This window comes from Lentzea atacamensis (assembly GCF_003269295.1).
GTDB lineage: Bacteria > Actinomycetota > Actinomycetes > Mycobacteriales > Pseudonocardiaceae > Lentzea > Lentzea atacamensis.
Genome location: NZ_QLTT01000020.1, coordinates 1 through 26,378, shown reverse-complemented (window position 1 = coordinate 26,378; position 26,378 = coordinate 1). Strand labels below are relative to the sequence as shown.

The 26,378-nt window shown below is 66.6% G+C and carries 9 protein-coding genes; 7 read left to right on the top strand and 2 right to left on the bottom strand.

Features of this window, described 5'->3' with window-relative positions; all coding sequences use genetic code 11:
• The first annotated feature begins 231 nt into the window (after positions 1–231).
• The 5 genes from C8D87_RS44635 (at position 232) to C8D87_RS47310 (ending at position 14,294) form a co-directional block, all read left to right on the top strand.
• A complete protein-coding gene (locus tag C8D87_RS44635) occupies positions 232–1,506 on the top strand; it encodes a lipase family protein (RefSeq protein WP_146772110.1) in 1,275 nt (424 codons plus the stop codon).
• A complete protein-coding gene (locus tag C8D87_RS45535; protein ID WP_146772109.1) occupies positions 1,503–3,593 on the top strand; it encodes a caspase family protein in 2,091 nt (696 codons plus the stop codon). The genes C8D87_RS44635 and C8D87_RS45535 overlap by 4 nt, the downstream gene beginning before the upstream one ends.
• Complete coding sequence (locus tag C8D87_RS44625) at positions 3,586–12,618, top strand: hypothetical protein (protein ID WP_112232721.1); 9,033 nt, start codon at positions 3,586–3,588, stop codon at positions 12,616–12,618. Before C8D87_RS45535 ends, C8D87_RS44625 begins: the two co-directional genes overlap by 8 nt.
• A gap of 426 nt (positions 12,619–13,044) precedes the next feature.
• Positions 13,045–13,362: a hypothetical protein gene (locus C8D87_RS47315; protein ID WP_215732672.1), complete on the top strand. Its 318-nt coding sequence runs from the start codon at positions 13,045–13,047 to the stop codon at positions 13,360–13,362.
• Positions 13,363–13,706: 344 nt separating this feature from the next.
• Complete coding sequence (locus C8D87_RS47310; protein ID WP_215732671.1) at positions 13,707–14,294, top strand: integrase core domain-containing protein; 588 nt, start codon at positions 13,707–13,709, stop codon at positions 14,292–14,294.
• Positions 14,295–14,381: 87 nt separating this feature from the next.
• Here the strand turns inward: C8D87_RS47310 and C8D87_RS44615 are convergent, their stop codons facing one another.
• Positions 14,382–17,963 carry a DUF4365 domain-containing protein gene (locus tag C8D87_RS44615; RefSeq protein WP_112232719.1) on the bottom strand — a complete coding sequence of 1,194 codons (3,582 nt, stop codon included), beginning with the start codon at positions 17,961–17,963 and terminating at the stop codon, positions 14,382–14,384.
• A 353-nt stretch (positions 17,964–18,316) separates the two neighbouring features.
• Between C8D87_RS44615 and C8D87_RS44610 the strand changes: the two genes are divergently transcribed.
• Both C8D87_RS44610 and C8D87_RS44605 read left to right on the top strand, forming a co-directional pair.
• Positions 18,317–19,729: an ATP-binding protein gene (locus C8D87_RS44610; protein ID WP_112232717.1), complete on the top strand. Its 1,413-nt coding sequence runs from the start codon at positions 18,317–18,319 to the stop codon at positions 19,727–19,729.
• 237 nt (positions 19,730–19,966) lie between these two features.
• Positions 19,967–21,763 (top strand): hypothetical protein, encoded by a 1,797-nt coding sequence (locus tag C8D87_RS44605; RefSeq protein WP_146772108.1) that lies wholly within the window; start codon positions 19,967–19,969, stop codon positions 21,761–21,763.
• A 182-nt stretch (positions 21,764–21,945) separates the two neighbouring features.
• On the opposite strand, the gene C8D87_RS44600 is transcribed toward C8D87_RS44605, so the two are convergent.
• Entirely contained in the window at positions 21,946–25,638 is a 3,693-nt protein-coding gene (locus C8D87_RS44600) for an NACHT domain-containing protein (RefSeq protein ID WP_146772107.1), read from the bottom strand.
• Positions 25,639–26,378: the final 740 nt, after the last annotated feature.

The window sequence follows — 26,378 nt, the reverse complement described above, 5'->3', positions numbered from 1 at the left end:
CCGTCCTCCGCTCGCGGTCCTCTCATCGCGCGGACCGACGAGTGGGTTACAGACTCGGGAACAGGAATCCCGACCATGGTCCGGCTCGCGGCTGTCAGAGAGGCAATGCCGCGGGCATCGGAGCGAATCGTCCGGCGGGAGAGCGCCTAATTTTCACACCAGATCGACTTGTTACGCCGATTGGGTGAACCTTCGGCGTTGCTTCGTATGCCGGTAACGCAGAGTGGTGCCGTGCTGATTAACCCCAGAGAATTGGCGCAGTTTCGGAGTAGATCGGACGCATGCATGACCACGGTTGTTTTCGTTCATGGAACTGGCGTTCGTGAAGACCGCTATTCGCGCATGTTCGAGATCTTCCAGGAGCGGATGCGCAAGCGGATGGCGCAGCTCGTGGTCATGCCGTGCGGCTGGGGAGAGTTCCTCGGAACGAGCCTCGCGTTCGGCGGTGCCAGCATTCCCGATTACGACGGCAAGGCGTCCTTTGCTCCCGCGGGGCTGGACTTCACGGAAGACCTGAAGGCGGCGAAGTGGGCGGTTTTGGACGCCGACCCGTTGCACGACCTCCGTTTTCTGGCAGCGGTCACCGCGACGCGGCGAACGACGGCCCCGCCGCTGCCCGGCGTTCGCGGATTCGCTGAGGTTCTGCGTGACCAGTTGGCGGAGCTGCCCGGAACCGGCGATCTCGCCGCCGAACTCGCCGCACGTGATCTGGAACTGCCCTTCGTCGCGGCCATGCGCCAGATTCGCGAGTCACCGGTCGTGAGCCAGGCGATTCGCCAGGCCCTCGAGCCGGCCGGTCAGGAAAAGGTGCGCACCACGCTCGCGAGAGCGATCGTCGCGGCGACCTGCCGGGAGGTGCTCCTGCGCGAGCACGCCGTCCTGCCGTTGCACGGCGACACCAGAAAAAGGTTCGTCGAACTGGTGCAGCACGGTCTAGGCGGCGGCCAGCTGGGCGTCTGGGACGACGTCGCTGACTTCGGCGCCAGAGTGGCAAAGCGGCTGGGCGGCTGGGCGCTGGAACGGTGGCGCGTCCCGTTTACCGACGGCTCGCAGCCGGCGATGGGCGACATCGTCCGCTACCTGACCCGCGGTGACGACCTGCGCGCGGCGATCGCCGGCGTGGTCGAGGCGGCGGACGACGACGTGGTGCTGGTCGGCCACAGCCTGGGCGGCGTCGCGAGCCTCGACCTCATGCTCATTGGCTCGCTGCCCGCGGTGCGAACGCTGGTGACCGTCGGTTCGCAAGGACCGCTGCTGTTCGAGCTGGACGCCCTGCCAGGTCTAGCGGTGGGGGCCGACCTGCCTGCCGGCCTGCCGCCGTGGTTCAACTACTACGACCGCAAGGATGTGCTGTCCTACCTGGCGGCGCCGATCTTCCCGGGCTGGGCCGTGGACGTCGAGGTCGACAACGAGGAGGGCATGCCCACCGCCCATAGCGCCTACTTCGACAACAACAAGTTCTACGACTCGCTGGCCGGGGTGATCGACGGCGGGACAGAGCCGTGACCACCGGACCGCAGAACGTTTACGCCCTGGTAGTAGGTGTCGCAGAGTATCCGAGGTGGGATGGAGCGGATCGCCCGGGACTGGACCACGACGCGATCAAGTTCGCGAAGTGGCTGCGCAGCTGTGAAGTTCCACCGCAGAACATCAAGCTCCTGCTCTCGCCGATGCAGGACCTGTTGGACACGGATCTGGCTGTTACGGCTGTGCCGAAGACGGATGCCGACCTCGAGGAAGCCATCAGCGCGTTTCCACAGGGGGAGAGAGACGTGCTGTGGGTTTATTGGTGCGGTCACGGCTATGAGTTGGCTGGAACAAGGCTCGCTCTCTCTTCTGCCTTTCCGGGCAAGCTGAAGAACATCTCCTTAGAGGAACTGAAGGCGGCCTTATCCAGTGATTCGGTGTACGGGTTTCGGAAGCAGTTTTTCTTGGTGGACACCTGTCGTTTGTGGGTTACCCAGGGATTGGAAGACCTGGTTTCTGTCATTCCTGTCGGCAAAGAGCGGAAACTGGGAGTGGAACAGACGACTCTCTGGGCGTGCACCGAGGGTGAAGCGGCCAAGTACAACAATGCTAAAGGCGGAGGCGAATTCTCCGAACTGCTGATCGAGTGGCTTGAGAAGCAGGACCCGTCCTTCGTGTGCATGCCGGATTCGGCCAGACTCGTCGATGAGGTCATCGAGTTGGCTGAACGTCGTCCGGAGAGTTTCCCGACGCCGACAGTGCTCAAAGCTTGGACGCCGCGGGGACCGCGCGAGACACATCTGGGCAGGCATTCCGAGCCTCCCGAACGCAAGAAGTACGGACTTGTCGCATACACCACTACGGACGGTGAACCTCCAGCTCGAATCCACCTCGACGTCGCGTGGGGGCTAGACCGCGGGCGGATCCGGGCGGTGCTCGCGGACTTCGGCGACGCGGACCTGGTCGGGGAGCTGTCGGAGGTCGAAGACCTGGTTCAGAGCGACGGCGGCCTTGGTCTGACTCCACGGCGTTGGTGGCGGCATCTTGTGGCGCATGAGCAGATTCCGGCTGACCTGTCGGTTCTGCTCAAGACGGAGGACGGCGAGCGGCCTGCGGTCGTCCTCTCCCAGGTGTGCTCGGGCGAGGTACAGGTCGACGGCGTCGCCGACAACGCTGTCCAGGCGTGGGTCAGCCGCCTCCAGCAGACCGCGCCGCAGGTGGACGTCGTCGTGCAGGTGGTCGCGGGCACGCCCGTTGACGCGTTGCTGGCCGGCCGGCAGACGGCGGACGCGCTCGGACGGTCCGGCGACACCTGGTCCTGCTACGCGCGCAACCGTGTGGGAGTCGCCGATGGACCGGGTGTGCTTCCCCCGCTGGACGAGGTCGTGGAACACGTGGGGCGACAGGCGAACTCGCGAGGACTCCAGCGCATCCCCTGGCTTTCAGGCGGGCCCGTGGAACTGTCCGGAGTGGAAGCACCTGCCGCCGTGGGCTTGCTCTGCGCGGTAAGGGATCTCGCTCCGCAGTGGTATCGGCCGTTGCTGCGGGCGTGCGCCGTGCTCGGCTCGGGGCCCGCGTGGGCAGCGGCCGCGAAGGTCGCCGCTAGGTACGACGACGACCTTGACGTGTGGCTCGAAGCCACGGGCGGCGACGTCCCGTGCGACACGGTGCCGGGGCCGCGCGAGACCTGGTTCGGCGACGCAATGTGCCTCGCGCACCTGCGGGCGAAGAAGGTCGAGACCGCCAGGCGTTGGTCGGCGGGTAACGCTTCGGAGGCCGTCAAGGAGCTGGTGAAGAAGACCGAGAACGCCTCGGTCACGACGGCGGAGCTGCCGGGTCTCGGCTGGGACGTGGTGGTGTCCGCGCGGCGGGCGAACACTGCCGTCGAGCTCGCACCGGTCGAGGTGCCGTTGCGAACGTGGCGGACGGAGGGGCTTTGGGCGGCGATCGCTTCGGCGCCCGTCGATCTCGCCACCCTGGAGTTGCTGCGGCACCTGCCGAGCCATCTGGCCGGGGTGCTCGGCCAGGAGGCCGAGCTGGAGCCCGTGCGGGCCGAGGACGTCGAGAAGTTCCGCCGGGTGTTGCGGTACGTGGCGATGAGAGAGGAAGGAACGCACCGTGATTGAGGACTGGTACTTCTGTTCCAGGATCGGGGCCGACCCCCACACCACCCACGTCTTTCTGGACATCCTCGACTGCCTGCGTTCAACAGCCGCGGAGCTACCGCTCCAGATCGCCTCGTTCGAGGAGCTCGCCACCCTCCAGCCGGCGATCAGGCGGTACGCGCTCCTGCCCGTGATCGAAGCGGGTCTCGGCGCGGGCGACGCCAGGTCCGGAGAACAACGGCCGGAGGTGGCGGCGGCCGCCAGACGCGAGGTCGAGCACGCCCTCGAAGCCGTCGACCGCACGATCCGGGTGGCGGGTGGCCAGGCCATCGAGGCGCTCTTCACCCGTTCTCCCGGCGAGGACGTGGTGGCCCACCTCGCGACAGCGGCCGGGGCCTGCCTCGGCCGGTCGGCACAGGCTCCGTCGGACCGGCCGTACCTCGACACTGAGGAGTTCACGGCGGAGATCCTGCTGTTGTCCGCCGCGTTGCCGGCGCTGCGGCAGGCACCGAACTCCGTGGACGCCTTCTGCTCCCGCGACGAACTTCGCGGCCTGGTGCGCAGGGCGGTCGACGGCAGGTTCGGTCGGCGGGCGTTCGTACTGGCGGTCGGCATCATCGCCTTCACCGGAGACTTGTTGCTGGGCCTGGGCGAGCTGCTCGGCAGGCTCTCCGCGCCCGACGTGGGCGTGCTGCCGTACGAACCAGACCTGTTGTCGGCCAAGGCACGCCTGGTGTTCGGGTCGCCGGGTTCGCCGGGACCCGACGCACCGGCAGCGGACGCCACGGCCGCGATCAAGCACGAGATCGTCGCGCTGGAGGTCCTGCGCGGGCTGCGCGCCGGTGCCTGGCCTCGGCAACGCGTCGCGGAGGCGGTGGAACGGCTCGGCATCGAGAGCGGCCCGGCGCAGGCCGTCTCGTCGGTGCTGTGGCACGCGGTGTTGTGGGAACTGGTGGTGGAGATCGACCACCTGGGGGCGGCCGAGCTGATCGCCGAGTGCTGGATCCCGGAACACCACCCGGTCAGCGGCAAGGTGGGCGTGAGCGCATCCGTGGCCTCACTCCGGGCGTGGCGCCGGGAGCTGGAGGACCTCGGCGGGCTGCGCGGGTACAGCCGTGCCGCGTCGCCCGACATCCAGGTCAACTCCGGCAGGTTGCGCCTGCTGACCAGGTTCGCCGTGCTGACCCTGTCGCCCTGGCTGAACCGCCGCACGCCGTCGGGTGCACCGCCGGGAACGCCGTGGTTCCCGCGCGGCAAAGACGGCCTGGTGCTGCTGCGCCTGTTCACATCGGTGATTGTGGCGCTGCGGTTGCTGCGAACGTCGGAGCTTCCTGCCACGGCACGTGACCGGCTCGTCGCGCTCGTCTTGCACGGTGCCGACGTGATGCTGGACCTGCCGCACAAGCAGTACCTGACCAACCTGCTGCACAGGAACGAGAGCGACAACCCGCCGTCGATGGCCGCACCGCTCGCCGCGCTCGCCGTGCACGCCAAGAGCGCCAGCGACCTAGCCGGCCGGGGCAGCTACCGGGCGGTGGAACCGAAGTGGTTCGTCGACTTCGCGGCGCCGGAGGAGAAGCCGGAACAGCTGGCCAGGCAGGAGGCGTTGCTGCGTGGCGTTCCCGCGGCCGCGGTGCTGGTCAACTGGGTGATCGACGCGATGTCGGGAGCTGTGCCCGGCGACACCGACTCCCTGGTGGGTCGGTGGCGGGCACCGGTGGGAGAAGCCGGCGGCAAAACGCTGGCCGAGTGGGCGATGGACCACTGTCTCGCGCTCAACAGGACGAGAGTGGGTCCTGCGTCGAGGCCGGCTGCCGTGTTGCGGGCGTACCTCGGCAGCGAGGCGATGGCCCGCGCCGAGCTGCGCTCGTGGCATGAGAGTTCCACGCCGGAAGAGGTCCAGAGCGTGTGGCATGCCGTCGCGACGAGCTGGGCCGGTGCCCCCGAGTGGCTCGGGATGTCCGGTTCCGCCTTGCGCCACAAGGCGCCTGCCGTGCTGCGGGCGCTCACCACCGAGCGGCTGCTGGCCGTGTTCGGGGACCCCGAAGCCCAGAACTGGCCGGAGGTGGAGGCGTGGGCGGAGGAATGGCGGCAGGCACACGCTTCGGTCAAGGAGGTGAGGGAGCTCTCCAGGGTCGCGCGCATGCGCATGATCGACCTCCTCGCCTGCCGACTGAGAGGCGAGGACACGCAGCGCAGGGTGCTTGAGGAAGTGATCGACATCGAGCTGGAGTTCGGCCTGGGCACGCCGACCGACAGGTGGATGCTGTTCGACCACCTGTCGACCGGGAGCGTGCTGCCGGAACAGCTCACCCAGGTGCTGCGCATGCGCCTTCTCCGCGGGATCTACCACCGCGCTTCGGTCAAGGCGGTGCGGAACTTCGGGCAGTCGCCGTGGATCGTCGTCAACCAGCAGAAGCTCGACGCATTGCTGGACCGGCTGCTGCAGACGTTCGTCGTGTCGACCAGGGACATCAACGCCGAAGGCGCCGACCGGAGGCGAGTCAGCGACGCCATTCCCGACCTCTGGCTGGACGCCCACCGAGCCAGGGAACTGGTGGTGCGCAACGTCCCGCTCAGCATCGGGCAGCAGAAGGAGAACGTCGACGCCCGCAGACTGGTCGGGGTCGCGGTCGACCGGGTGCACGACTCGGCGCAGTTCTACGCTGTCCGCGCGCCAAAGAAGCCGAAGGGGCTGCTCGATCCGCACACCGTGCCCAACGGCGAGGTCGTTCGCAGGCTCACCGGCAGCAGGGCCCCCGTGTACGGGGTCGTCTCCGGCGTGGACGGCACGTCGGTGTGGGTCAACTGCGGACTCCGCGAACCGGTGCACACCACCTGGACCGGTGACCAGCCGCTGGAGGTCGGCGACCAGGTCGCCGTTCCCCTGGTGAAGGCGATGCACCCGCCGTTCCGGGTGGACGGTCGGCTGACCCGGCTGGACGGCGAGGCGAGGACTGGCGACGTGCGGAGCGCCGAGGTGACCGCCGACCGCGGCGCCGACGGTCACTGGAGGTTGCGCGTCACCCTGTCCGCGGGTCACGTCGCGGACAGCACTCCCTGGGACGTCAACCGGGCGGGCACCGCGGCGCTCCAGCGCTGGGATCCCGACGTGCTGCGGTCGTTCACCGAGTGGGACCACGGCGTGGTGCACACGGTCGCCCGGTGGGACGGGACCATCTGGCTGCCGGTCGACTGGGGCATGCCCGAACTGCTTGCCACGGACGCGATCGACGCGACGGCCGACCAGCCGGTGCGGTTGGTGCTCGTCGACGACCTGCTCCACGAGGCGGCCGTTCGTTGCTGCACCAAGCCGGGCAGGGCGTTCGTCATCCCGTTCGCCGCCTGGTCCCGCGACGACGAGGCAACACTGCGCGAGGCGGTGGCTGAGCACGGGCCGCTTGGTCTCGTGGTGCACGCCGCGGTGGACCTCTTCGACGGGCGCCCGAGGCTCCGGTTGGTGCCCGATCCGGCGAGCGGCCGGCTGGTCTGCACGCGCAACGCACGTTGGCGCAACCACTTCACCGCGGGCGACCAGTACTGGGCGGAACGCCGCCCGGACGGCTCGTGGGTCGCCGAGTCGGACACCGCGGACATGCCGCGTGTCGTGGTCAACGGACTCCTGGGCGCGGCCAACCGCGGTACGTGGTTCACGGTGCGGACGTGGGAGGACCACGAGCAGCGGTCCGGTCAGGTCGTCGGCGACAAGGCGCAGACGCACGAGCTCAGGCCGCGCCGGACCGTCGGGGAGTTCCGGAGGATCGTCGATCTGGAGGAACGCGACAGGTTGCGGCTGCGTGCGACCGCCGTTGGCGCGTTGCACGGGGTGGTGCGCGGCTACACCGAGGAAGGCCTTCCCGTCGACGTGGAGGCGGAGTCGCTGACCTGCGAGCCCATCACGCAGGACTGGCGCCAGGACGGCCTGGTCCGTGGGCGGGTCGTCGTGGTGACGAACATCGGGCTGAGGCGTGCGCGCAGGACCACCGGCGAGATCGTTCCGTTATCCGGCAGGGAGTTCCTGAGGGGCGTGAACTCGAACGACCACACGGTGGCCGAGGACTTCCTGGTGCGCGCCAGGACCATGAAGGGCCTCGTCATATCTGTCCCCCGGGAGCGGCAGGACGATGGGCTCGACCAGTACGCCGTGTGCTTCGAGGCCCAGGACGCGATCTTCGCCGCGGACGTGCCGCACACCGCTTTCGAACATCCGCCGGTGAAGGTCGGCTCGCTCGTGTCGGCCGTGCTCACCAACAACGGCTGGGTGTTCACCGCGACGACCCGTTTCGTGCGGGTGCGTGCCTTGTGGGAATTCCGGGACGAATCCACACCGGACAACAGGACGCTGCCGCTCGGCATCATCCCGTGGCGTGGCCGTCCCACGATGCTCCTGCAGTCGAGGACGGAACCGGTCGTGCACCTCGTGCCAGCCGAGGCCGGCGCCGAGGTCGAGCACCTCAGCGGGTGGCGCGCGGGCCAGGCCCGCTTCGAACTGCACGGCGGAGTGGTCGAACCCACGCGCACCTTCGAGGGCGAGTGCCAGCGGGTCGTCGTCGTCGCCCAGGTCAACGGCCGTCCCGCGCTGCTCGCGGGTGAGACGCGGCAGCTCAACCCGACCAGGAACGCGCGGGCTACCGGTGTCACGGTCCGCATCACGCGGTTCGACGCAGGTCTCGTGGAGATCCAGCGTCTATTCACCTTGGACGAGGCCAGGGGCAGGCGTGAGCAGCAACGTCCGGCCGACGCGGATCCGCTCGCCGGCTACCGCAAGTACCTCGCTGGTCCCCGGCCACCCCTGAACGCGTCGGTGGAGGGCAGCGCGGTCCGGCTCAAGGAGTCGTGGCAGGTGCCGGTCGGCCACCAGCCGGTGTCGAGGGTCCCGCTTCGAGAGGGGGAGCGCCCGTGGGTGGACTTCAAGTACGACGCGCCCGCCTGGGTGGTCCTGGTCGGTGAGGAGGGCGACCAGCGGGCCAGCTATCGCGATGTGCCGCCGGTACCGCTCGAGCGGTTCGTGACCGAGTTCGAACGGCAGGGCCTGGTGCTCGGTGTCCGCAGCGAGCTGCGGACGTTGCTGCGCTACGTGGACCGCAGGACCAGTTCGAGCGGTGCCGTGGTTCACCGGTTCGAATGGGGCTACGGCAAGGTCGTGCAGGTCGCCGATGGCGACCTCACGATCGACGGTGCCCGGCTGACCGCCCGGTCGAGCGTGCTGTTCCACGGCGACGTCGTGTCCGAGGTCGAGGTCAAGGTGTCCAGGTCCGGGCGGTACCGGATGGACATCTCCGCGCAGCACCTGGAGTGGGGCTGGCACTCGTGGATCTACAACGAGGCCAGGCAGGGCACCGTTCACCTCGCGGAGGTCGAGCCGGAGGCAGGCGGCGAGCAGTTGCGGATCGTGCGCCTGCACACCAGGGACCCCCAGCGATGGCGCCAGGGCCAGCGCCACCAGGAGTCGACGACGGTGCGCATGCATCGCGCGCGCATCAGCGACAGGACCAAAAAGCTGATCGTGGACGCGTGGCGTGAGGCGAACGGCGCCCGCCAGGATCAGAAGAACGCCATGTTCGCTTTGATCAGCCTGGACTCGGACAGCTTCGTCGCCTGTGGCGGGTCGGAGGTCCTGTTCGACTTCCTCCGGCCGGATCAGCTCCCGGAGGGCAGCCGGGTGTTCATGACCGCGGCCGGCATCCACGCGATGACCAACGACGTGGCCCTCTCGCTCGAACTCGGTCACGTGCTGGGCGAGTCGAGGGGAAGGCAGCTCACCGCGAGCGTGAAGAAGCGGGACTTCTCGGCACGGTCCGAGCTGCTGTCCGACATCTACCGCGCCGAACTGCAGAGCAGATCACCGCACCGGCACCTCCGCGGATCCGTGTACCTCGTCAAGCTGGACTCGATCAGGGGCACGACGGCACAGGGCAAGATCCGGGACGCGCTGGCCCGTCGGCCCAAGGCCCTGATCAGCATGCTGCGCAACGCCGACGCGCCTTGTCTGGCCACGGTCTCCCGGCAGCGCAGCCGGGAGGACGGGCTGAGGATCGAGTTCGAGGTCGAGCCGAACGTCGTGTTCCGGCTGAGGCCCGACGAGATCGCTGGCGCCGTGGACCTGCCGTCGGGATCGGTGGTGCGGCTCTCGTTCGAGAACGGTCACGTCGCGGTGCGGACGGCGCTGGTCGGTGACAGCGCCTACCTCCCGGCGGCGGGACGGCCCGTCGTCCTGCTCCCGATGAACAGCGCCGTCTCGAAGAACGACACCTTCGCGCAGGCGGTTGCCAGAGGCGCCTACTCGGTGGCCGGGCTGCCGTCGGTGGTCCTGCCGGTCGCGGCCGCGCAGAACGGTGCCACCTCGTCCGAGCGACGGCTGATCACCTCCGCTCATCCGAAGATCGCGTGGATCCGGCCCGCCGACGGCGGTGGTCCGAAGGCGGCGCTGGCGGAGAACGAGGTGCTCGCCGGCACGGTGTCGTTCGACAGCACTGGCGCCGCCGTGGTGCACGAGCTCGGCAACGATGCCAGGAGAAGCATCCGGCTGTCCCAGCTGTCCTACCTGGATGGTGGAGCCGATGCCGTCCGGCGGCGGGTGAACAAGCTCGGCTGGACCTACCATGACACGACGACGACCCACCGCGACCCGGCCCAGCCGGACCAGGTCGTGCAGCCGGTGACACAGCTGCCCCTGCCGGCCAGGCTCACCGAGGAGCCCGCGTTCTTCTCGCGCGGCTGGACGTTGCGGCACCGCCAGGACGAGCTCGTGTCGTTCGGCTACCCCGCCGCGGGGTTCATCCAGCACCTCACCCGCCGCGGCACGGACATGATGGTTCCCGTCGCCGGCGTCTCCCGTCAATTCGACGGCGTGTGGGTGGAGCAGGCACCCGGCAGGCTCGTGCACCTGGTCGAGGGCATGCTGACCACGCGGGTGGGGAACAGCAGGGTGCCGCTCGAGGGCTTCGCCTGGGAGCACCTTGCACCGGGCGACCGGCTGATCCTCTCGGCCAAGGTCGCGAGCGCCACCGAGATCGCGTCCGTCGAGCTGCGCGGCTGGCGTCCCGGCCTGCGGGCGGCCTTGGGCAAGCGGGCCCTGTTGCCCGTCGCCGACGTCAACGCCGAGACCGGGACCGTGCGGCTGGGACAGGGGTGCTGGCACCTGGACCACGCGCTCGACCCCGGCGCCGCACCGCCGGCGGGAACGGTGTGGCTGGACGACACGAACTGCCTCGCCCTGGCAGGGGACAGGCCGCAGATCGAGCGCCACGACGTCGTTCTCCTCGTGGAGAACGACGGTGAGCTGGAGGTCGTCGGAGCACCGGGAACCGAGGTGCGGCTCGCCGAGCGGAGCTGGGCGAGGTGGATGCGCGAGGCGCTGAGCGACCGACCCGGCCGGGAGCGCCTGCTGGCGTTGTGCGGGGGCGCGCTGCCGGCGACGGTCGAGGGTCGGACCCGGGACGCCATCACCGTTTCCCGCCGGTTGCAGCGCGATTTCGTGCCACTCGAACGTGGTCAGGTCGTCCCCGTGCAGCCGATCGGCATGCTGGACGGCCAGAACGTGTTGCTGCGGCGCGGCGCGCGGCTGGCGCGGTGCCGCGTGACCGATCTCGTTCCCGGGTTGCCGCCGGCCGTGTTCGAGAGCTCGGTGGCCCGACTGCGGGACATCCAGGAACTGTTGTGGTGCCACGCGGACGCGGAGGGCAGGCTCCGGTTCGGGTATCCGAACGAGGCAGCGGGGCCCGGCCAGAACGAGACGTTGCTCCGGCCGGTTGCCCTGATCGACGAGAACGGCCAGCGCGGGGTCCTGTGCTGGGACCGGAACCACTGCCGGCCGCGGTGGTTGCCCCGGTACGCCATCGGCTGGACGGAGCTGGCGAACGAGGAGATCGAGCAGCACGTCGTCGGGGTGAAGGGCGACGTGACTGCGCGAATCCTGCCCAGCGGCACGGTCACGCTGGTGGGGCGTGCGGTCAACGAGCAGCGCGTGCGCAACATCCATGCCGGAGCGGCCGTTCAGGTCGAGGTCGTCACGTCCGACTGCACCCCTTTGACGGACAAGAACGTCCGGTTCCTCGCGCGGCTCTACATGTCCGACATGCTGCTGCGGCTCGACCTCCCCGCCGACGGGGAACCGCCGGAGATCGGTGACGTCCTCAGGTGCGAGGTCGACCAGGTGCGCAAGGAGAACGACGTGCTCAGCGTCGTGGTGACGGCGCCGGGCAACCGCACGGTCCCGGTCGACCTGCCGTCGTGGATGTTCGAGCCCAGGCCGATCACGCCACCGCCGTGGTACACCGGGGACGACGGCACCCACCAGGAACTCCTGGAGGCGGTGCGCGAGAACGACCAGGAGCGCCTGCGGACGGCGATGCTAGCCTGGCTGGAGGTCCACGGACGGAACGCGCTGCATCAGACCGACGAAGCGACCTTGGACGCGGTCCCGCTGCTGGCCGCGGTCCTGGCCGCAGATGCGTTGGGAAAGAACGAGTTTGACGGTGCGGAGTCCTGCCGGGACCTGGCGGTGCGGCTGTGCCGGCACCTCGGTCTGCGCGCGACGAGGTCACGGCACGTGGAGCCGATCCTGACCAGGTGGCTCGCGAGACAGCCTGCGGTCCCATTCGACAACCTCTGGTTGCGCCTGGATTGGATGACGCTCGCCGCGGAGATCTCGGTTGCCCAGCGGAACGAGATCCAGGCGATCGACCAGGGCATCCGCGCCAGGACGGCCGTGCGGTCCGGAGAACACCTGAACGCGGTGAGCGGGTCGTTGACCGCGGCCGTTGGGCTACCGGTGAACTACGACGAGATCGCCGAGCTGAGCCGGGAGCTCGGTGTCCTGAGTGGACTGGCTCGTGCGCTGGCCCCTCACCCCACCGCCGGGAAACCCGCTCAACGGCGGCTGCTGCCCGTTCAACGGACGCGGTTGCGGGACATGCTCGACCTGTTGGTGGCGAAGCCGCCGATGTTCGTCTGCGACACCATGATGCGCTCGCAGCACCGGTCTGGCGACGATGTCAACGTGCTGAACCAGACGATCGCCGCGCTGCGTCGAGACCCTTCGTAGCGCCGTTGTGGTGCCTGGCCGGTTCGCGGGCCGTTCAGGCACCACCTGATCCTCCCCGTGCCCGGCGGGATCCGCAGCGCGATGTGCTCAGCGAGTGCGGCCCGAGGGCGCCGTCCCGTCAGCTTGGCGCGCGTTCCGGGCCGTGGAGATGTGTGCGTGCCGGGATGTACGTCTTGGCCGTGTGGAGCTGGTGGCATGACGTCGCCGGTCGTGGGGGAGTGCCACGACCGGCGCTTCCGGTCCCGGACAACTGCCCCGGCCAAGCGCAACCACGTGTGTCCACTGTCTTTGAGCCGGCCGTCCGCGACCGGCCGCTGGGCCTGGCTGATCAAATGGTTCCGGAGTCCCGGACGGCGACGTCAGCTCGCTGTACCGGCGTGAGGTCGCCTGACTGTTCCCCGTCCTGATCTCTGACACGCTTGCGAGGTGGCTGCCGCCGCGTCGAGTGGTGTTCGCTCGGAAGAGGTTGTGCGTGCCGAGAAATACGTCCGTGCAGGTCAGCAGGCATCGGCATGTAACCGATCATCATCAGGCATGATCGCGGCCGTGCTGGTCCGCTTCGCCTACCTCGCCGTCTCCCACGCCTTCGCCGCAGTGGCTCTTGCGCATGACCGAGGTGAGAAGGACGTCGAGATCCTCGCGTTACGCCACCAACTCGCGGTCCTGCACCGGCAACTCGGCGATCAGCGCCCACGATTGCGGCCGAAGACAGGGCGTTGCTCGCCGCCCTGCTCGTGCCCTTGACCCGCGCGACGCTGCGCCGGCTCCGGCTGCTGGTCAGCCCGGACACGGTGCTGAGGCGGCATCGCGACTTGATGAAGCGCAGCCACGCCCGCATGAGCGTGAACTGTGCGCCCGGACGTCCGCGCACTGTCGCTTCGATCCGCCGTCTCGTCCTGCGCCTGGCACCGAGAACCCCTCGTGGGGGTATCGACGCATCCACGGCGAGCTCGCGCTGCTCGGTGTCGTGATCGCCGCGTCGACGGTGTGGGGAGATCCTCAAGACTGCCGGGATCGATCCGGCCCCGCGCCGGACAACTGTTACCTGGGCTGACTTCCTGCGTTCGCAGGCGGAGGCGATCCTGGCGATGGACTTCGTCGAGACGGTCACGCTGACCGGGCAGCGCCAGTACATTCTCGCCGCCATCCACCACGCCAGCCGGCGTGTATGGATACTCGGCGCCACCGCGCACCCCACCCATGCCTGGGTGACCCAGGCCATCCGCAACTTGCTCATGGACCTCGAGGACTCCGGATACGTCGCGCGGATCAAGTTCGTCATTCGTGACCGCGACGCCAAATACCCTGCGTTGATCGACGATATCCTCGGTTCCGCGGGGATCGCGACGGTGCTGACCGGCGTCCGGATGCCCCGCATGAACTCCATCATCGAACGCTGGGTGAAGACGCTTCGGGCCGAACTGCTGGACCGCACGCTGATCTGGAATCAGGCCCACCTACGGCGTGCGCTGCGGGAGTACGAGCGGCACTACAACGAGCACCGCACCCACCGATCACTCGCCGCCGCAGCACCCTTGAGAGCCCAGCCCCAGCCTCTTGAGCCCGCCCAGATCGAACGCCTCACCATAGATCGACACGACTGTCTCGGCGGAGTATCGCTATGTCGCTTAACCTGCATGGATGAGGTTTTTGGGCACGCACAACGCCCGTCGTGATGGGATTGGAGTTGCTCGACCCTGTTCCTGTGTATGGACGGCGAGTTCATCGGGTGCGTGGGCGCGATCGAGGCGCTCGTCTCGTGACTACTTCAGCTTCAACACGGGCAATAGCTCGTGGCTGATGGTCACAGGATCGGCGACTGACCTGCGTTCGAGCTCCTGGATGAGGCTTGCCAGCACAAACTCAGGCTTGGGCGGGAGTCCTACCACTGCGTGCTCGGCGAGCAACGCCAACATGTTCGGCGGTGGAACCACTCCTGCTGAGTGACAGGCGACGAGCGTCGCTACAACGAGCTGCTGGTAGCGCTGGGTTCCTCTGGCCAATCCGACTTCCGCAACTGCACCAGCCAGCGCAGCTTTTGTCATATCAACCAGGGCGGTCGCAGACTGCGCTGCGGCCACGGCCGCAATCTTTTCCCAGGTGCCCGCCCAATCAGCCTGGGAACGCCACCACCCTGGCCGGCTCAGCGCGACGTGTGACGGGCCGATTTCCCAGTCACGGAGTTCTGCCACGGCAACGATGCACTCCGACGTAAGCGGTAGGTCCACCACGTTGTGGGAAGCAAGGCGTTGCAGGACCGCGGTCGAGTTCACCGAGCTGGACCGTTCGGCCAGAACAGTCAGTAGGTCCACCAGGCTGAACGTCGGCACGCCCTGACCGCGCGCAGTCTGCCGGAGTACTGCGTCGTCACACCACAATGGGCGCCTGTGACGGCGTGCCAGATCGATGGCTTCCCCGGCGGCACCCAGGCCTTCGGCGTCGGCGTGTTCGATGATCAAGGCCGATGCCAGGTGTTCCAGCTCTGCGGCCTGTTCCTGCAAGATCGCCTGCTGAGCGGGACTCAGCCTGGTCCGCTCCAAGGTGCCGTCAGCGGTGAGCGACGCGACAAAGGTAGCGATCGCCAGCCCGCGAGCGTTGGCGCGGGTGTGTACCGCGTCGCCCACCGTTCCCCAGGAAGCGATGAGCCCAGGGATCGCCGACTTCAGACGCAGTCTGTCGTCCTTGTCCAGCAGCGTGAGCAAATGGAGGGCGGAAAGGTCGACTACGCAACGACCTTCTACCAAGGCATCCCGTGCTGCCGCCTCTCCTGCCCGGCGAAGGCCTGTGGCGAGGTCCGATGCGAACAACAATCCAGCCGGAGATTGGAGCAGTGCCGCACCGTAGGGCACCCGCACCAGCTGCGCGATCTCCGCGCTGCTCCTCAGCCCGGAGCGAAGCTGGTCGAGATGGCGCTGTGCGACGATCGGATCCACCTGCTCCTGGTCGAGCGCTGCCCGCAAAGATTCGTCATCGCTCTTGATCTTCCGTATGCCGCGCGAGTCGTGGTTGATCTCCTCGGCGAACCCAGCGACCGTCTCGGTTAGCGACGGAGGGTATGCCTGCTGATCAGCTGCCGGTGCGTGCAGCACTTCGCTTACGAGATGGCCGATGATCGCACTGCGCAGATCTCCTGGCGGCAACCTCCTCACCAGGTCGACCATCAGCGGAGCGTCGGTCGCAGGCAACGGAACGCCGATGTGCAGCTGCATCCACAGTCTGATCTCGGCTTCGGTCGTGGGTTCCGGCCGGTACCTGGCGAGAATCTCCCGTGCCTGCACCACGTCGCCCGCGTTGTGCACAGCGGCCAGCAGGTTCCATGCGAGATCTGGATCTTCGCGTACGGCGAGGCCGGCTTTCGCCACTTTGGCCGCCTCTGTGTACTGGTCGCGCTCGACCTTCCGCGACACGAGCCATTTGCACGCTTGAAGCCGCATGTCCACCGACAGAGCGTCGTTGGAGATGATGGCCGCGCTGACTTCTTCAGCGCGGTCCAGCCGTTGGTGACGGCGCAACAGATCAGCCAGCAGCGCCATCGTGATGGGATCCGGTCGCGACTGGAGTTGTTGCTCGCACTCCTGAATGGCTGCATCGGGGCCAGAGTGGTCTTCGAGGAAGGCGACCAGCACGTGCACCGCTTGTGCATCGCTTGGGATCAGCTCACGCAGTCGCGCCGCACCCAGCTCGCGGTCAGTCGTCCTGGCGAGGTACTCGGCGCGGAGGATCGCCAATGTGATTGAGGGCAGGGCTTTTCGCCGCACCAATGAGTCCGCTGCGTCAGGCCATACTCCGAGCCTGACCAACTTGGACACGAACCGCGCCGCGGCCGTGTCGTCTTCTGCTTCCTGGGCCAACTCGGTCCACATCGCGACACGTGCGGGCAGCGACAGTTCGGCCTCGGTCTCGATCGCGGTCAGCTCACGCAGCCGCGGACCGGCTGGCAGCATCTGCTTGAAGAACGCGAGAGCCTTCACGCTGCCGTCAGCAAGAGCCGCGAGCGCGCCCAGATAGGCTACGGATGCGGAGACCGACTCGATCTCGAGGGCTGTCCCGCCTTGGGAGGCGGGCAAGGCGGCTCTGACGGCCTCGTGGAACTCGGCATTCGACAGCAGGAGCTCGAGGAGGACCGTGACAGCGTCCGCGCTCGGTCCTGCCCAGCGTCGACGATCCTCGACCGCTGCCTGAGCATGACCGATAGCCCGCCGACGCTCTTGCGGAGAGTGAGTGCCTTCTTTCATCGCGCGCTGCCAGATGTTGCGAGCCAGCTCAAGTCGGATACCGCTGTGCGGCTCGCTGGACGCGTTGACAGCACGTTGTCGATAGGCGATCGCCTCGTTCAGATCCCCTCGACGCACTGCGACCTCTCCGAGAGCGTTCAGCACCGTCGGTTCGCTGTCGAGCTGGGCTTCGGTCGCCTGACGAATGGACGTCGGTACCTCGACCTCACTGGCCACATCCTCGGCAATTTCCAAGATCATGAGGCCGACATCAGCCAGCAGGATCTGACCTCCGTCGCGAGCGCGACCAAGAAGTTCGGCTGCCAATGGCCGGTCGACGAACACCAGGCTGAGCCCGGCGAAGGCGTGAGCACGAGCTGACCGCGGACCCTCCGCGACAGCCGCGAGTTGGAAGGCTGCGGCCGCCTCTCGGTCTGCCGTGTGTTCGCTCGCGTAAGCAGCGACAGCCATCCACAAGTCCTGGGCTGCATCGCTGTCGGCGAGCCACGTGGGCTGCGCCGCCGTGACCGAAGCCGCGGTCATCGCGGGCTCCGCACGTCCGGTCGAGAGCCGGTCCGCAAGGCGCGCCGCTGCCAGACCGTCCACCTCGGCGGCTCGGCGTAGGTTCACCACTGTGTCAGGTGGGAGAACGCGGTAATGCCCAGGCAAGGACCCGACAAGGGTCTCGCTCCGTCCCCCGACTTCAAACAGCCGGTCACGCGCCGACCGGTCGAACCGTTGACTTCGAGGAATCGTGAGCTTGTAGGCCTTTTTGGTCTCCGTCACCGTGCTGGTCGACACTACTTGCCAGTAGGCCGTTCGATCGGTGTCGACGAGGATGACGAGAACCGGAAGCGAATGTCCGAGCCAGTACGCGATGTGGTCAGCGTCTGGCCGGAAGGTCCATCCGTCCGGACTTTCCTCGGCGAACCAGGACTTGCCGCTCTTGATCTGCAAAGCGATCAACCGCCCGGTCACCAACTCGTCGTCAGCCTCGATCTCGACGTGCGCGTCGATGCCGTAGTCCTTGACAGGCTGATCGCGAAAGATCCATTCAAGCTCGTCCTCGACGAGGTCGGCGACGGCCCGGAGGCCACGATCGCTGACACGATCAGTATGACCTCGCCGCATGCCAGGTGCTCGTTTGCGGCGAGGTCTGCCGTCGTTGGATGAAGCGTCGGGCTGCGGATCCACCGGTTGATTATTCAGCGGCCGGTGGCGTCCAGCGAGGAGTAGCGCCTCGGAGTGTCGTCACCAGTCGGCCGCGCCAGTGGCACCCAGTCGCACTGCCTCGTTCCGGATGCGGGTCAGGTCCGCTGGATCGGCTTCGTCCTTGAGCCATCCGTAGACCGTCCTGGACGTAGTGGTTGTCCCATCAGCCGAGCAGCTCGTCGGATGCCCGCTTGCGCGCACGGCCCCTGGTACTCGTAGCCGACGCTCGTCGTTCCCCGGTTTCCCGGAACCAAACGATGTACCTTTCTCCTGTGGCCGCCGACAACGTCAACATCTCGTTCTCAAGTTCATCGGCGGACCTCGGCCAAGCGTTGAGCCAGCTCCAGTCCGTTGTGGAGCGCGAGTCGGAGGCCGGTGAGCGAGCGGCTCTCGACGAGTTGCTGGCGGTCCTCTCCTCGCAGAGCGTCGCCGACACCGCAGCAGTGGAGGTCGGTCGAAGCGTCCGCCGGGTGGTTAGGCGCTTCGACCTGCCTGCCGAGGCGGTGGCTGCGCTCGTGGATCTACGCGCACAGGTGGGATCGGCGCCCGAGACGATGCCGCATCTGTGGGGCGCTCTCATCGCGGATCGGACGCGCGAGTTTGTCGGCCGTCGCTACGTCTTCGAGGCCATCGACGAGTTTCTCACCGAGAACCAGTGCGGCTACCTGGTCCTGCAGGGCGACCCCGGGATGGGCAAGAGCGCGATCCTGGCCGAGTACGTGCGGCGCACAGGCTGCGTGGTGCATTTCAACGTGCGGTCTGTGGGTGTCTCAAGCGCCGCGCAGTTCATCCGGAGTGTGTGCGCTCAGCTGGTCGCCGACGTGGGTCTCCCTCATCCCGTGATGCCCTCCAACGCGGTCGACAGCGGCGCCTTCCTGCTGTCCCTGCTCGTCGATGCCCGGCAACGGCTGCCAAAGGAGGAGCCGCTGGTCATTGCCGTCGACGCGCTGGACGAGGTTGACGGATCGGCCCAGCCGGACGTCGCCAACCTGCTGTTCCTCCCGCCTGTTCTGCCTGATGGCGTGTTCTTTGTGATGACCAGCCGGAACGTCGACGTGCGGCTGGTGGCGCAGTCGCCGTACCGCGAGCTGGACCTGATGGCTCACGGCACCGAGAACCGCGAGGATGTCAAGGCCTACGTGTCCGCGGCGATGTCGCGGCCGGAACTCGCGGCCTGGGCCAGGGAGTACGGAGGAGGGGTGGACGGGGCGATCTCCGATCTGGCGGAGCGCAGCGAGGACAACTTCATGTACCTCAGATACGTCATGCCGGAGATCGAGCGCGGTGCGTACCGGAGGTTCGGCACCGACCGGTTGCCACGTGGCCTGGAGAACTACTACGGAGACCACTGGCGGATGATGGGCATGACCGCCCGGCCGTTGCCCCGGACGAAACTTCTCATCGTCTTCACGCTGTGCGAGGCACGGCAGGCCGTGTCGCGGTCGTTGCTCGCGAGCATCGCGACGGATCCGGTGGACGAGCTCACCGTCCAGGAGGTGCTGGACGAGTGGAAGCAGTTCCTGCACGAGGAGCGGGTGCTCGGGCAGACGCGTTACTCGCCGTACCACACCAGTTTCCGCGACTTCCTGCATCGCAAGGACATCGTGCAGGCAGCCGGTCTGACCATCGAGTGGGTTCACGGCCAGATCGCGGATCTGCTCTGGCGCACCACGTTCGAACAGTAGAGGCATGCGGTGAACGAGACGGATGAGTACGCGCTCAGGCATCTGCCGGCGCATCTGTCGGACGCCGATCTCACGTCGAGGCTGTACGAGTTGGCGCGGCACGAGGGCTTTCCGCGCAAGCAGTCGGCGGCGTTCCCCGACGAGCCACGCATCGCACTGTCGGCACCACGTTCCGCGCTGACGGCCGCTGTCGCGAACGGGGACGCGCTCGCGGTCGCGGAGTTCGCGATCCGCCACGTGGTCAGGACCGTCGACCTCGCGTCGGAGTCGCCGGTGACGGCGGCACGGGCAGGATCGCTGGAGCGGGCCTGGCAGTTGGCGGAGCGGCCGCACCGGGACGACCGATCGCTGTGGTACCTGCTTCTCGCCTGGGATCTGCGCGCTCGCGGGCACCACGCCGAGAGTGATCGAACGTTGGACAGGTTGTTGCGCGGCAAGCCGAGCGAGATCCCGACCGGCGAGTGGATGGACGAGCAGAACTGGCGCAACACCGCGGCGATCACGATCTTGGGAATGCTCGCGGAGCAGCCTTCGCCACTCGTCTCGCGAGCCGCCGAGGCTCTCCTGAGGAAGTTCCACCAAGACAAGGCGCTTGCATCGGAACGCCCGACGTACATCCCGGACAGAAACCAGAAGCTCGTCGACGACAGCATCGAGTGTGCTGTGACAGGCGACATCGCGGGTGCCAGGCACTCGCTGAACCAGATCCAGCTGGACGGGCACGGCTACCGGATTGATGCGTACCGCTGCGCCGTGCACGAGGTGCGGACGCGCGGTCATGAATCTGAGGCGGTTGACCTGGTCGCGGAGATGCTACGGCCGGTCGACGACGCCGAGGAGCTCGTCCTTCACCGCATCCGCGCGTGCGCGGAGTTGTCCGCTCTGCTCGACAAGCGAACCGCGCTCGATCTTCTGGCGGAACTCACCTCGACCGCTGCGGCTGTGGAGGACCCGCAGCATCGGTTCCGAGCGTGCCGCGCCATCGCCCTGGCGACGTTCGCGGTCACGGGCACGCACGACATCCCCACTCTGGTGACGACCGTGATGGGCGGCCCCCACAAGGGCGCCGAGACCACCATCGCGAGCGCGCTTTGCCCCGAGCTCGCGGCGGCGGGCCAGGTGCCGGCCGCGCTTGATCTCATCGCGAAAATGCCCAACGAACTCTTCTGGGAACACTTCGCCAACGACGCCTACGCCGCCATGGCCCGCAGCCTCGCCAGCCGCGGAGATCTCGACGGTGCCCAGGAGTTGACCGAGCGGATCCACATTCCCGGCTACGAAAGAACAGTGGAAGGCGAGGCGATCCAAGCTCGGGCTGACGCGTTCGCAGGTCTCGTGGTCGGCGCGGTCAAGGCAGGCGAGACCGAACGTGCGCACGCCGCGTACCACGAAATCTACCGGTACGGGTCAGGCATGGAAGGCGACCTCGACAGATGGCACGCCGCAGCCCAAGAAGCACTCCACGCACTGGTGCCGCACGATCTGATGCGGGGGATCAGCGGACGGCTTTCGTGGCACCACGGCATTCTCTCCGCCGACGCCATCAACGGCCTCGACGCCGCCAGTGATGCGGTCGCCGCCGGAGACTTCAGCGACGCCGTGGATGCGCTGATGCGTGTCGAAGCCCCCGCTTGGAGAGCAGTCGGCCTCAGCCACCTGGCCACCCGCTACGCACCGCGGCAGTGCGTCGAGCTCGCCTTCGAGAGCGCTGCGTCGGAGAGTTGGTGGCCGTTGCGGCTGCACGCATACGGCGAAGTCGCCAAGGCCGCCAAAGTGCTTCAGAACAACGAAGTCACCGACCGCTTGATGACGGCGATCGACCGGATTTCGGTCGATTTGGCCACCGGGGAATCCGGACACCTTCTCCGTGTGCTCGACTCGGCACTGGGTATCGGCGATCTGAAGCGCCTTCCTCGGCTGGTAGCGGCGGCCGCCGATCAGCCGGAGAGCGCTTGCGGCTTGTGCGTGCTGCTCGTTGAGCATCGGAGATTGAGCGCAGAGAAGATCCTGCCGATGATTTGGCGACAGGCCTGAGTTCGGCAGGGTGTGTCGGTTGGCAAACCGAGTGCATGGGAGCGGTGTGCGTGCCGAGACGGTTTGATCAACGAGTGCGAACCTGTAGCAGCTTGATGTGCAGATCAGGCCTATTGGGCCATATTTTGGCGCCCGACAGGCCTTCGACCGTTCATGCGTGACTCGCTATGAGTGCGCTGGGCTTATCGCTCTGTGCGCAGTGCGTCCTCGAGGCCGTAGGCTGAGTTGTCGGACAACCGGTCGATAATGTCGAGGCAACGCGCACGGATTTCTTGATTGGCTTGACGATAGAGGCGTAGAACGACGGTGATCATGTCCGGCCCTGCTGCGGCGTGACGGGTGCTGAAGTCGCCCATTCCGGAGCCTGCAACCTGAATAGCAAGATCGCACGCGTCGAGCACAGCTTCGGGAAGCAGTTGCAGGCTGCTCGCCAACGCATGGAAGAGTGTCCCGTAGTGGTCGGTGAAGGCTGAGCTTGCGGTGAACGCCGAGACAAGAGTGTGGGCTGTCGTGGTATCGACGTTGCTGAGCCTGCGCACTGCGTTTGCTGCTACCGCACGCACGGTCTCGTCCTCGTCATCGAATAGGATCGACAGAGCTTCGGGCTTGGCGTCTGGGCTGGCAGCGAGCACTCCGGCCGCACCTCTGCGTGCCGCGATGGACATGAAACTCGGCTCGTCCCGGAGGGACTCATCTACGCAGTTGTTGATGAGAGCGACGGCCCACACCTGTCCGGATAGCTCGGCAACGGTGTCTGGTCCACTCAATGCTTGAGCGAGGTGCGGCGCGAAGCGTTGAGGTGCGCGAAGGACTGCGTATGTGAGTAGGCGAGCTGCAGGTTGAGAGGCAAGGATGTCGTCTGGTGTGGTGTTGAAGAGCTCGTGTGCGATGTCGAGCGCTGTCTCGGGGTGGGTGTTGAGGAGAGCGGTCACGCCGATGGCAGCCTGCACGCGTACGGCCATGATCGGATCAGCGGCAAGCATTGTGATCGCTGGTAGCAGTCGATCTGCGTAGTGCCGTTGTTGGAACAACACCTCGCCCATGGCCTCGGCTGCTGCGCCTCGTGTGCAGTTCATCCCTGCGTTGCGGAGGTCGCCGTTGTAGTAGAACTTCCCGGAGTTTGAAAGGGTTCGTGCGATCTCTTCGCCGGGGTCGGCATCGTTGGCGTAGTGCTCAAGCAGCTGGATCAGCTCATCGTTAGCTTCTCCGGCTACTTTGCAGACTGCACGGCAGATCGCGCGCCCAGCCTCAGGTCCTGCTGTCTGCGCGGCGTGTTCACAGAGTTGGGTCAGCAGTGAGATCGGGATCTTGCTGGCTGCTGCTTCGATCACATGCACGATGTGCACCGCGGGGGTGGTGGCGTCGAATGTCAAGGCGAGGTGCGCGAAACGCTCGGGCTGGATCTCTGCGCGGCGGCCAAGCATGCCCGCTAGTTCCCGTACCCCGCCTGCGGGTGGAGTGGTGCTGTAGTTCGTACGGTGGCTGTGGTGCTTGTGGATGGCGCGACGCCAGTCTTCGTCGGTCATGAATGTGGAAGCTTGCTCGGCGACCGGAGGGCCTACCCAATGCGCCTCGAGTTCACGGGGAGGATTCGGTGGCGCGTCGGGGAATCTTCTCTCGAGCTCGGCGAGACGTCGTGTGCAAGAGGGAGGCAGTCGTTCGGGCGCTACTGCTGACAACAGCCGGTATTGGCTGTGGCCCCGAGCATGGCGGCCGTCGACAGTGGTTTCCCACCCTGGGTAATACGTGAGGAGTGCGTCGCACAGCGTTGTGAGTCGATGTTCATCGCAGTGTGGCGTGGCGGCTTCGATGAGTTGACGCGACGCCCACGACGGGCTGTCGCTCCAGCCCAGTCGGAGGTTCTGCTGGTCGGCCATCAGCCAGTCGATCGCCTGATTGCTGGTGTGCACCGCGACGGCGGTATACGCCCTGCACGCGAGGAACCGTAGTGCTTCGAGATCGCTGGATGCGAGAGTGTTGATCAGCTCGTTCCTGGTTCGGTGTAGTTCGGCAGCGGTGTTGCAGATCGCGGTTTCGAGACCGCTGAAGAGGGCTTGATCGATCTGAGGTGTCGAGTTGAGGTAGCGATGGCTCCACCGCGGACTGGATCGCAGTCCAGCGGCGCCTGTGTCAGTACTTGTGGCGTTGAGTATGTCCACGACGAAGGGAAGGACCTCGGTGAGGAACTGGTCCGGTGCTGCCGCGGCGACGTCAGTGATCGTAGAGCCGCCGCCGCTGGAGGAGTGCTCGTTGAGGTGGCCCGACTCGAATGGATCTGAACTACCTTCGGCCTGTGCTCGCACCCAAGTTCGCCGCAGGTACGCGCCGATGATTCGGGCCGCCCCGACCGGATCATCGTCTTTGATTGGATAGATAATCGACCAGAAGTCGCTGTTGACGGCGATAGGGCCGCGAACTTCGTCGAGTATCCCTCGCTGAATGAGTTCGACCGTCAGATCGACGAGGCCCGGAGTGAGCGACCACTGGACCATCGCTCGCAGCCGCTGATTCCACTGCTCCGCAGTCGCGACGTACGGGCGGACAAGCTCCGCCACACGCTCCGCACGCCGTCTCGCAGCGAAGATCAGCTGATGAGCAGCGACACCCGCGGTCTCATCGTTTGCCAAAAGCGGCTCCCACCGCTTGGCAGCGTCGGCCGCATCGAACCACTGCGTCTGCGACAGTAGGCCGGCCAGCCTGCCGCTACGCCGACATTCGCCGAATACCAGCGGCTCGATCGCAAGCCAGTCATCTGCGTTGGCCTCGAGTTGGCTCAGCACGCCGATCACCACGTCCAACAGATGCGCCCGTAGAGCGGGACTGCTCAACAGCCGAACAGCGACAGCACGAAACAGGTTCCTGTCAGTGCCCGCAATGTGTTCCAGCACCTGACGGGCTTGCGCTCGCCTGAACAGGTGTTGGCCTGACTCGACCAGGAAGTCGTGGAGATCGCGTCCCTGAGCGAGGAACGCCCTGGCGAACTGAAAATCGAAGTAGGTCTCATGGAAGAAGCCAACGCTGGCAGTGTCTTCAACAAGCAGTCCCGCTGATACCAACGCCGATACCTCGCGACGTGGCACCGCGTCGAGCACTGCGGCCGGTGCCTGCAGTGACTCGTTGTCGTTCATGTAGCTCACTAGAGAGGTGACGATCGTGTGCCAATGCAAGCTGCCCAGCTCCGTCTCGACAGACTGCCGTATCTGAGACGTGAACTGCTCGTACAGATCAGGCAAAGTCTTGTACGGGACGCGCTGCGAAGCGTGATCGAGATGACTGAAAACCGACAGGTGCAGAGGTACCCGCAGGAGCTCGAGCGTCGCCGACGGCAGTGACGACACCTCGACACCACCGCCTTCGAGAGCCTTGTGCACGGCAGCGAGTTCGAGATCACCGATCTCCAGGCTGCGCACACGCGCCTCATCCCGCAGAAGTGAACGCATCCTCGGATCAGCGGTGAGGTCGACCGTTCGAACCACCAGCACGACCTTCACCCGTGGATGTTCGTCCAGCTGCTCAAGCATTTCGGCGACAGCGTCGTAGCTGTCCGGCATACGACCGCTGTACGTACTCACCGCGTCTAGCTGGTCAATCACCAACACCCGAGAGGCGTCGCCCACTGGTTTGTCGATCGCAACCACTGGCGAGTCCGAAAGGTGCGATGCGATGCCTGCGGTAACCGCTGAGGTTGACGCGGCACCGACGGCATCCATTCTGAGGACCCCGGCCACCCAGCCCCGGTGGATCAGATCGTCTAGCGCATCCATGACCACGTTGCTCTTGCCGGCACCTGCGCGCCCATGGACGACCAGAACCTGCTGGGCGTCTGGTGCGCACAGGGTCTCCACCAACAGGGCTGCCCCGGGATGATCAGCCATGATGGCTGGTCTCGCTGTCCGGTTCCGGAGGCGGTACCGCCGAACTGTCGCCGCCAATGCCTGGCTGTCATCGGTAGTTCGCTGCTCTGTCGTTTCTATGACGTAGTGCTGGATGGTCAGATCACCCGTGATGATTGGGCCCTGGACGTCACCACCGACTTGCACGTTGGGTCCACTGATGGTGCTGCCCTGTACGGACTGCCCACCTGTCGCTGCAGTGGCTGGGTCTTCTCGATCGCCGCGCTTCCGGGTCACAGGTCGCGCTCTTGGTTAACGGCCGGAGCGGTCTGGCCGGAACCCTGGGCTGAAACGCCGCCAGTCAGAGACCCGCCAACCTGGATGTTGGGGCCCATGATCGTGCTGTTGTCCACACGCTGACTTGGACTGTGCAGGCCTTCTGGTCCGGTGGCGTTCGGTCTGGGCAACTGCTGCGTTGTGTCAGGAATCGCTTGAGGACGGGCATTGATCAGCCCCAATACTGTCAAGATCAGCCCGATCAGTGCTGCTCCGGCACCGATCCCGCTAGAGATCCGATCGGCCTCCTCAGCGCCCAAGCTGCGGAATAGCCACACGAGTCCGCCAGCGACCGCGACCGCACCGACAACCGCTAGTCCAATCCACATCCCGCGCCGAGCAACCATGTTGATCCTTCCGTACAACCGATACACTAACTATCGCTGACCAACAGCCAGATGTTGCCTATCGGTCAGACCTTGGTGCTTGTTCTGCACGCCTAGTCG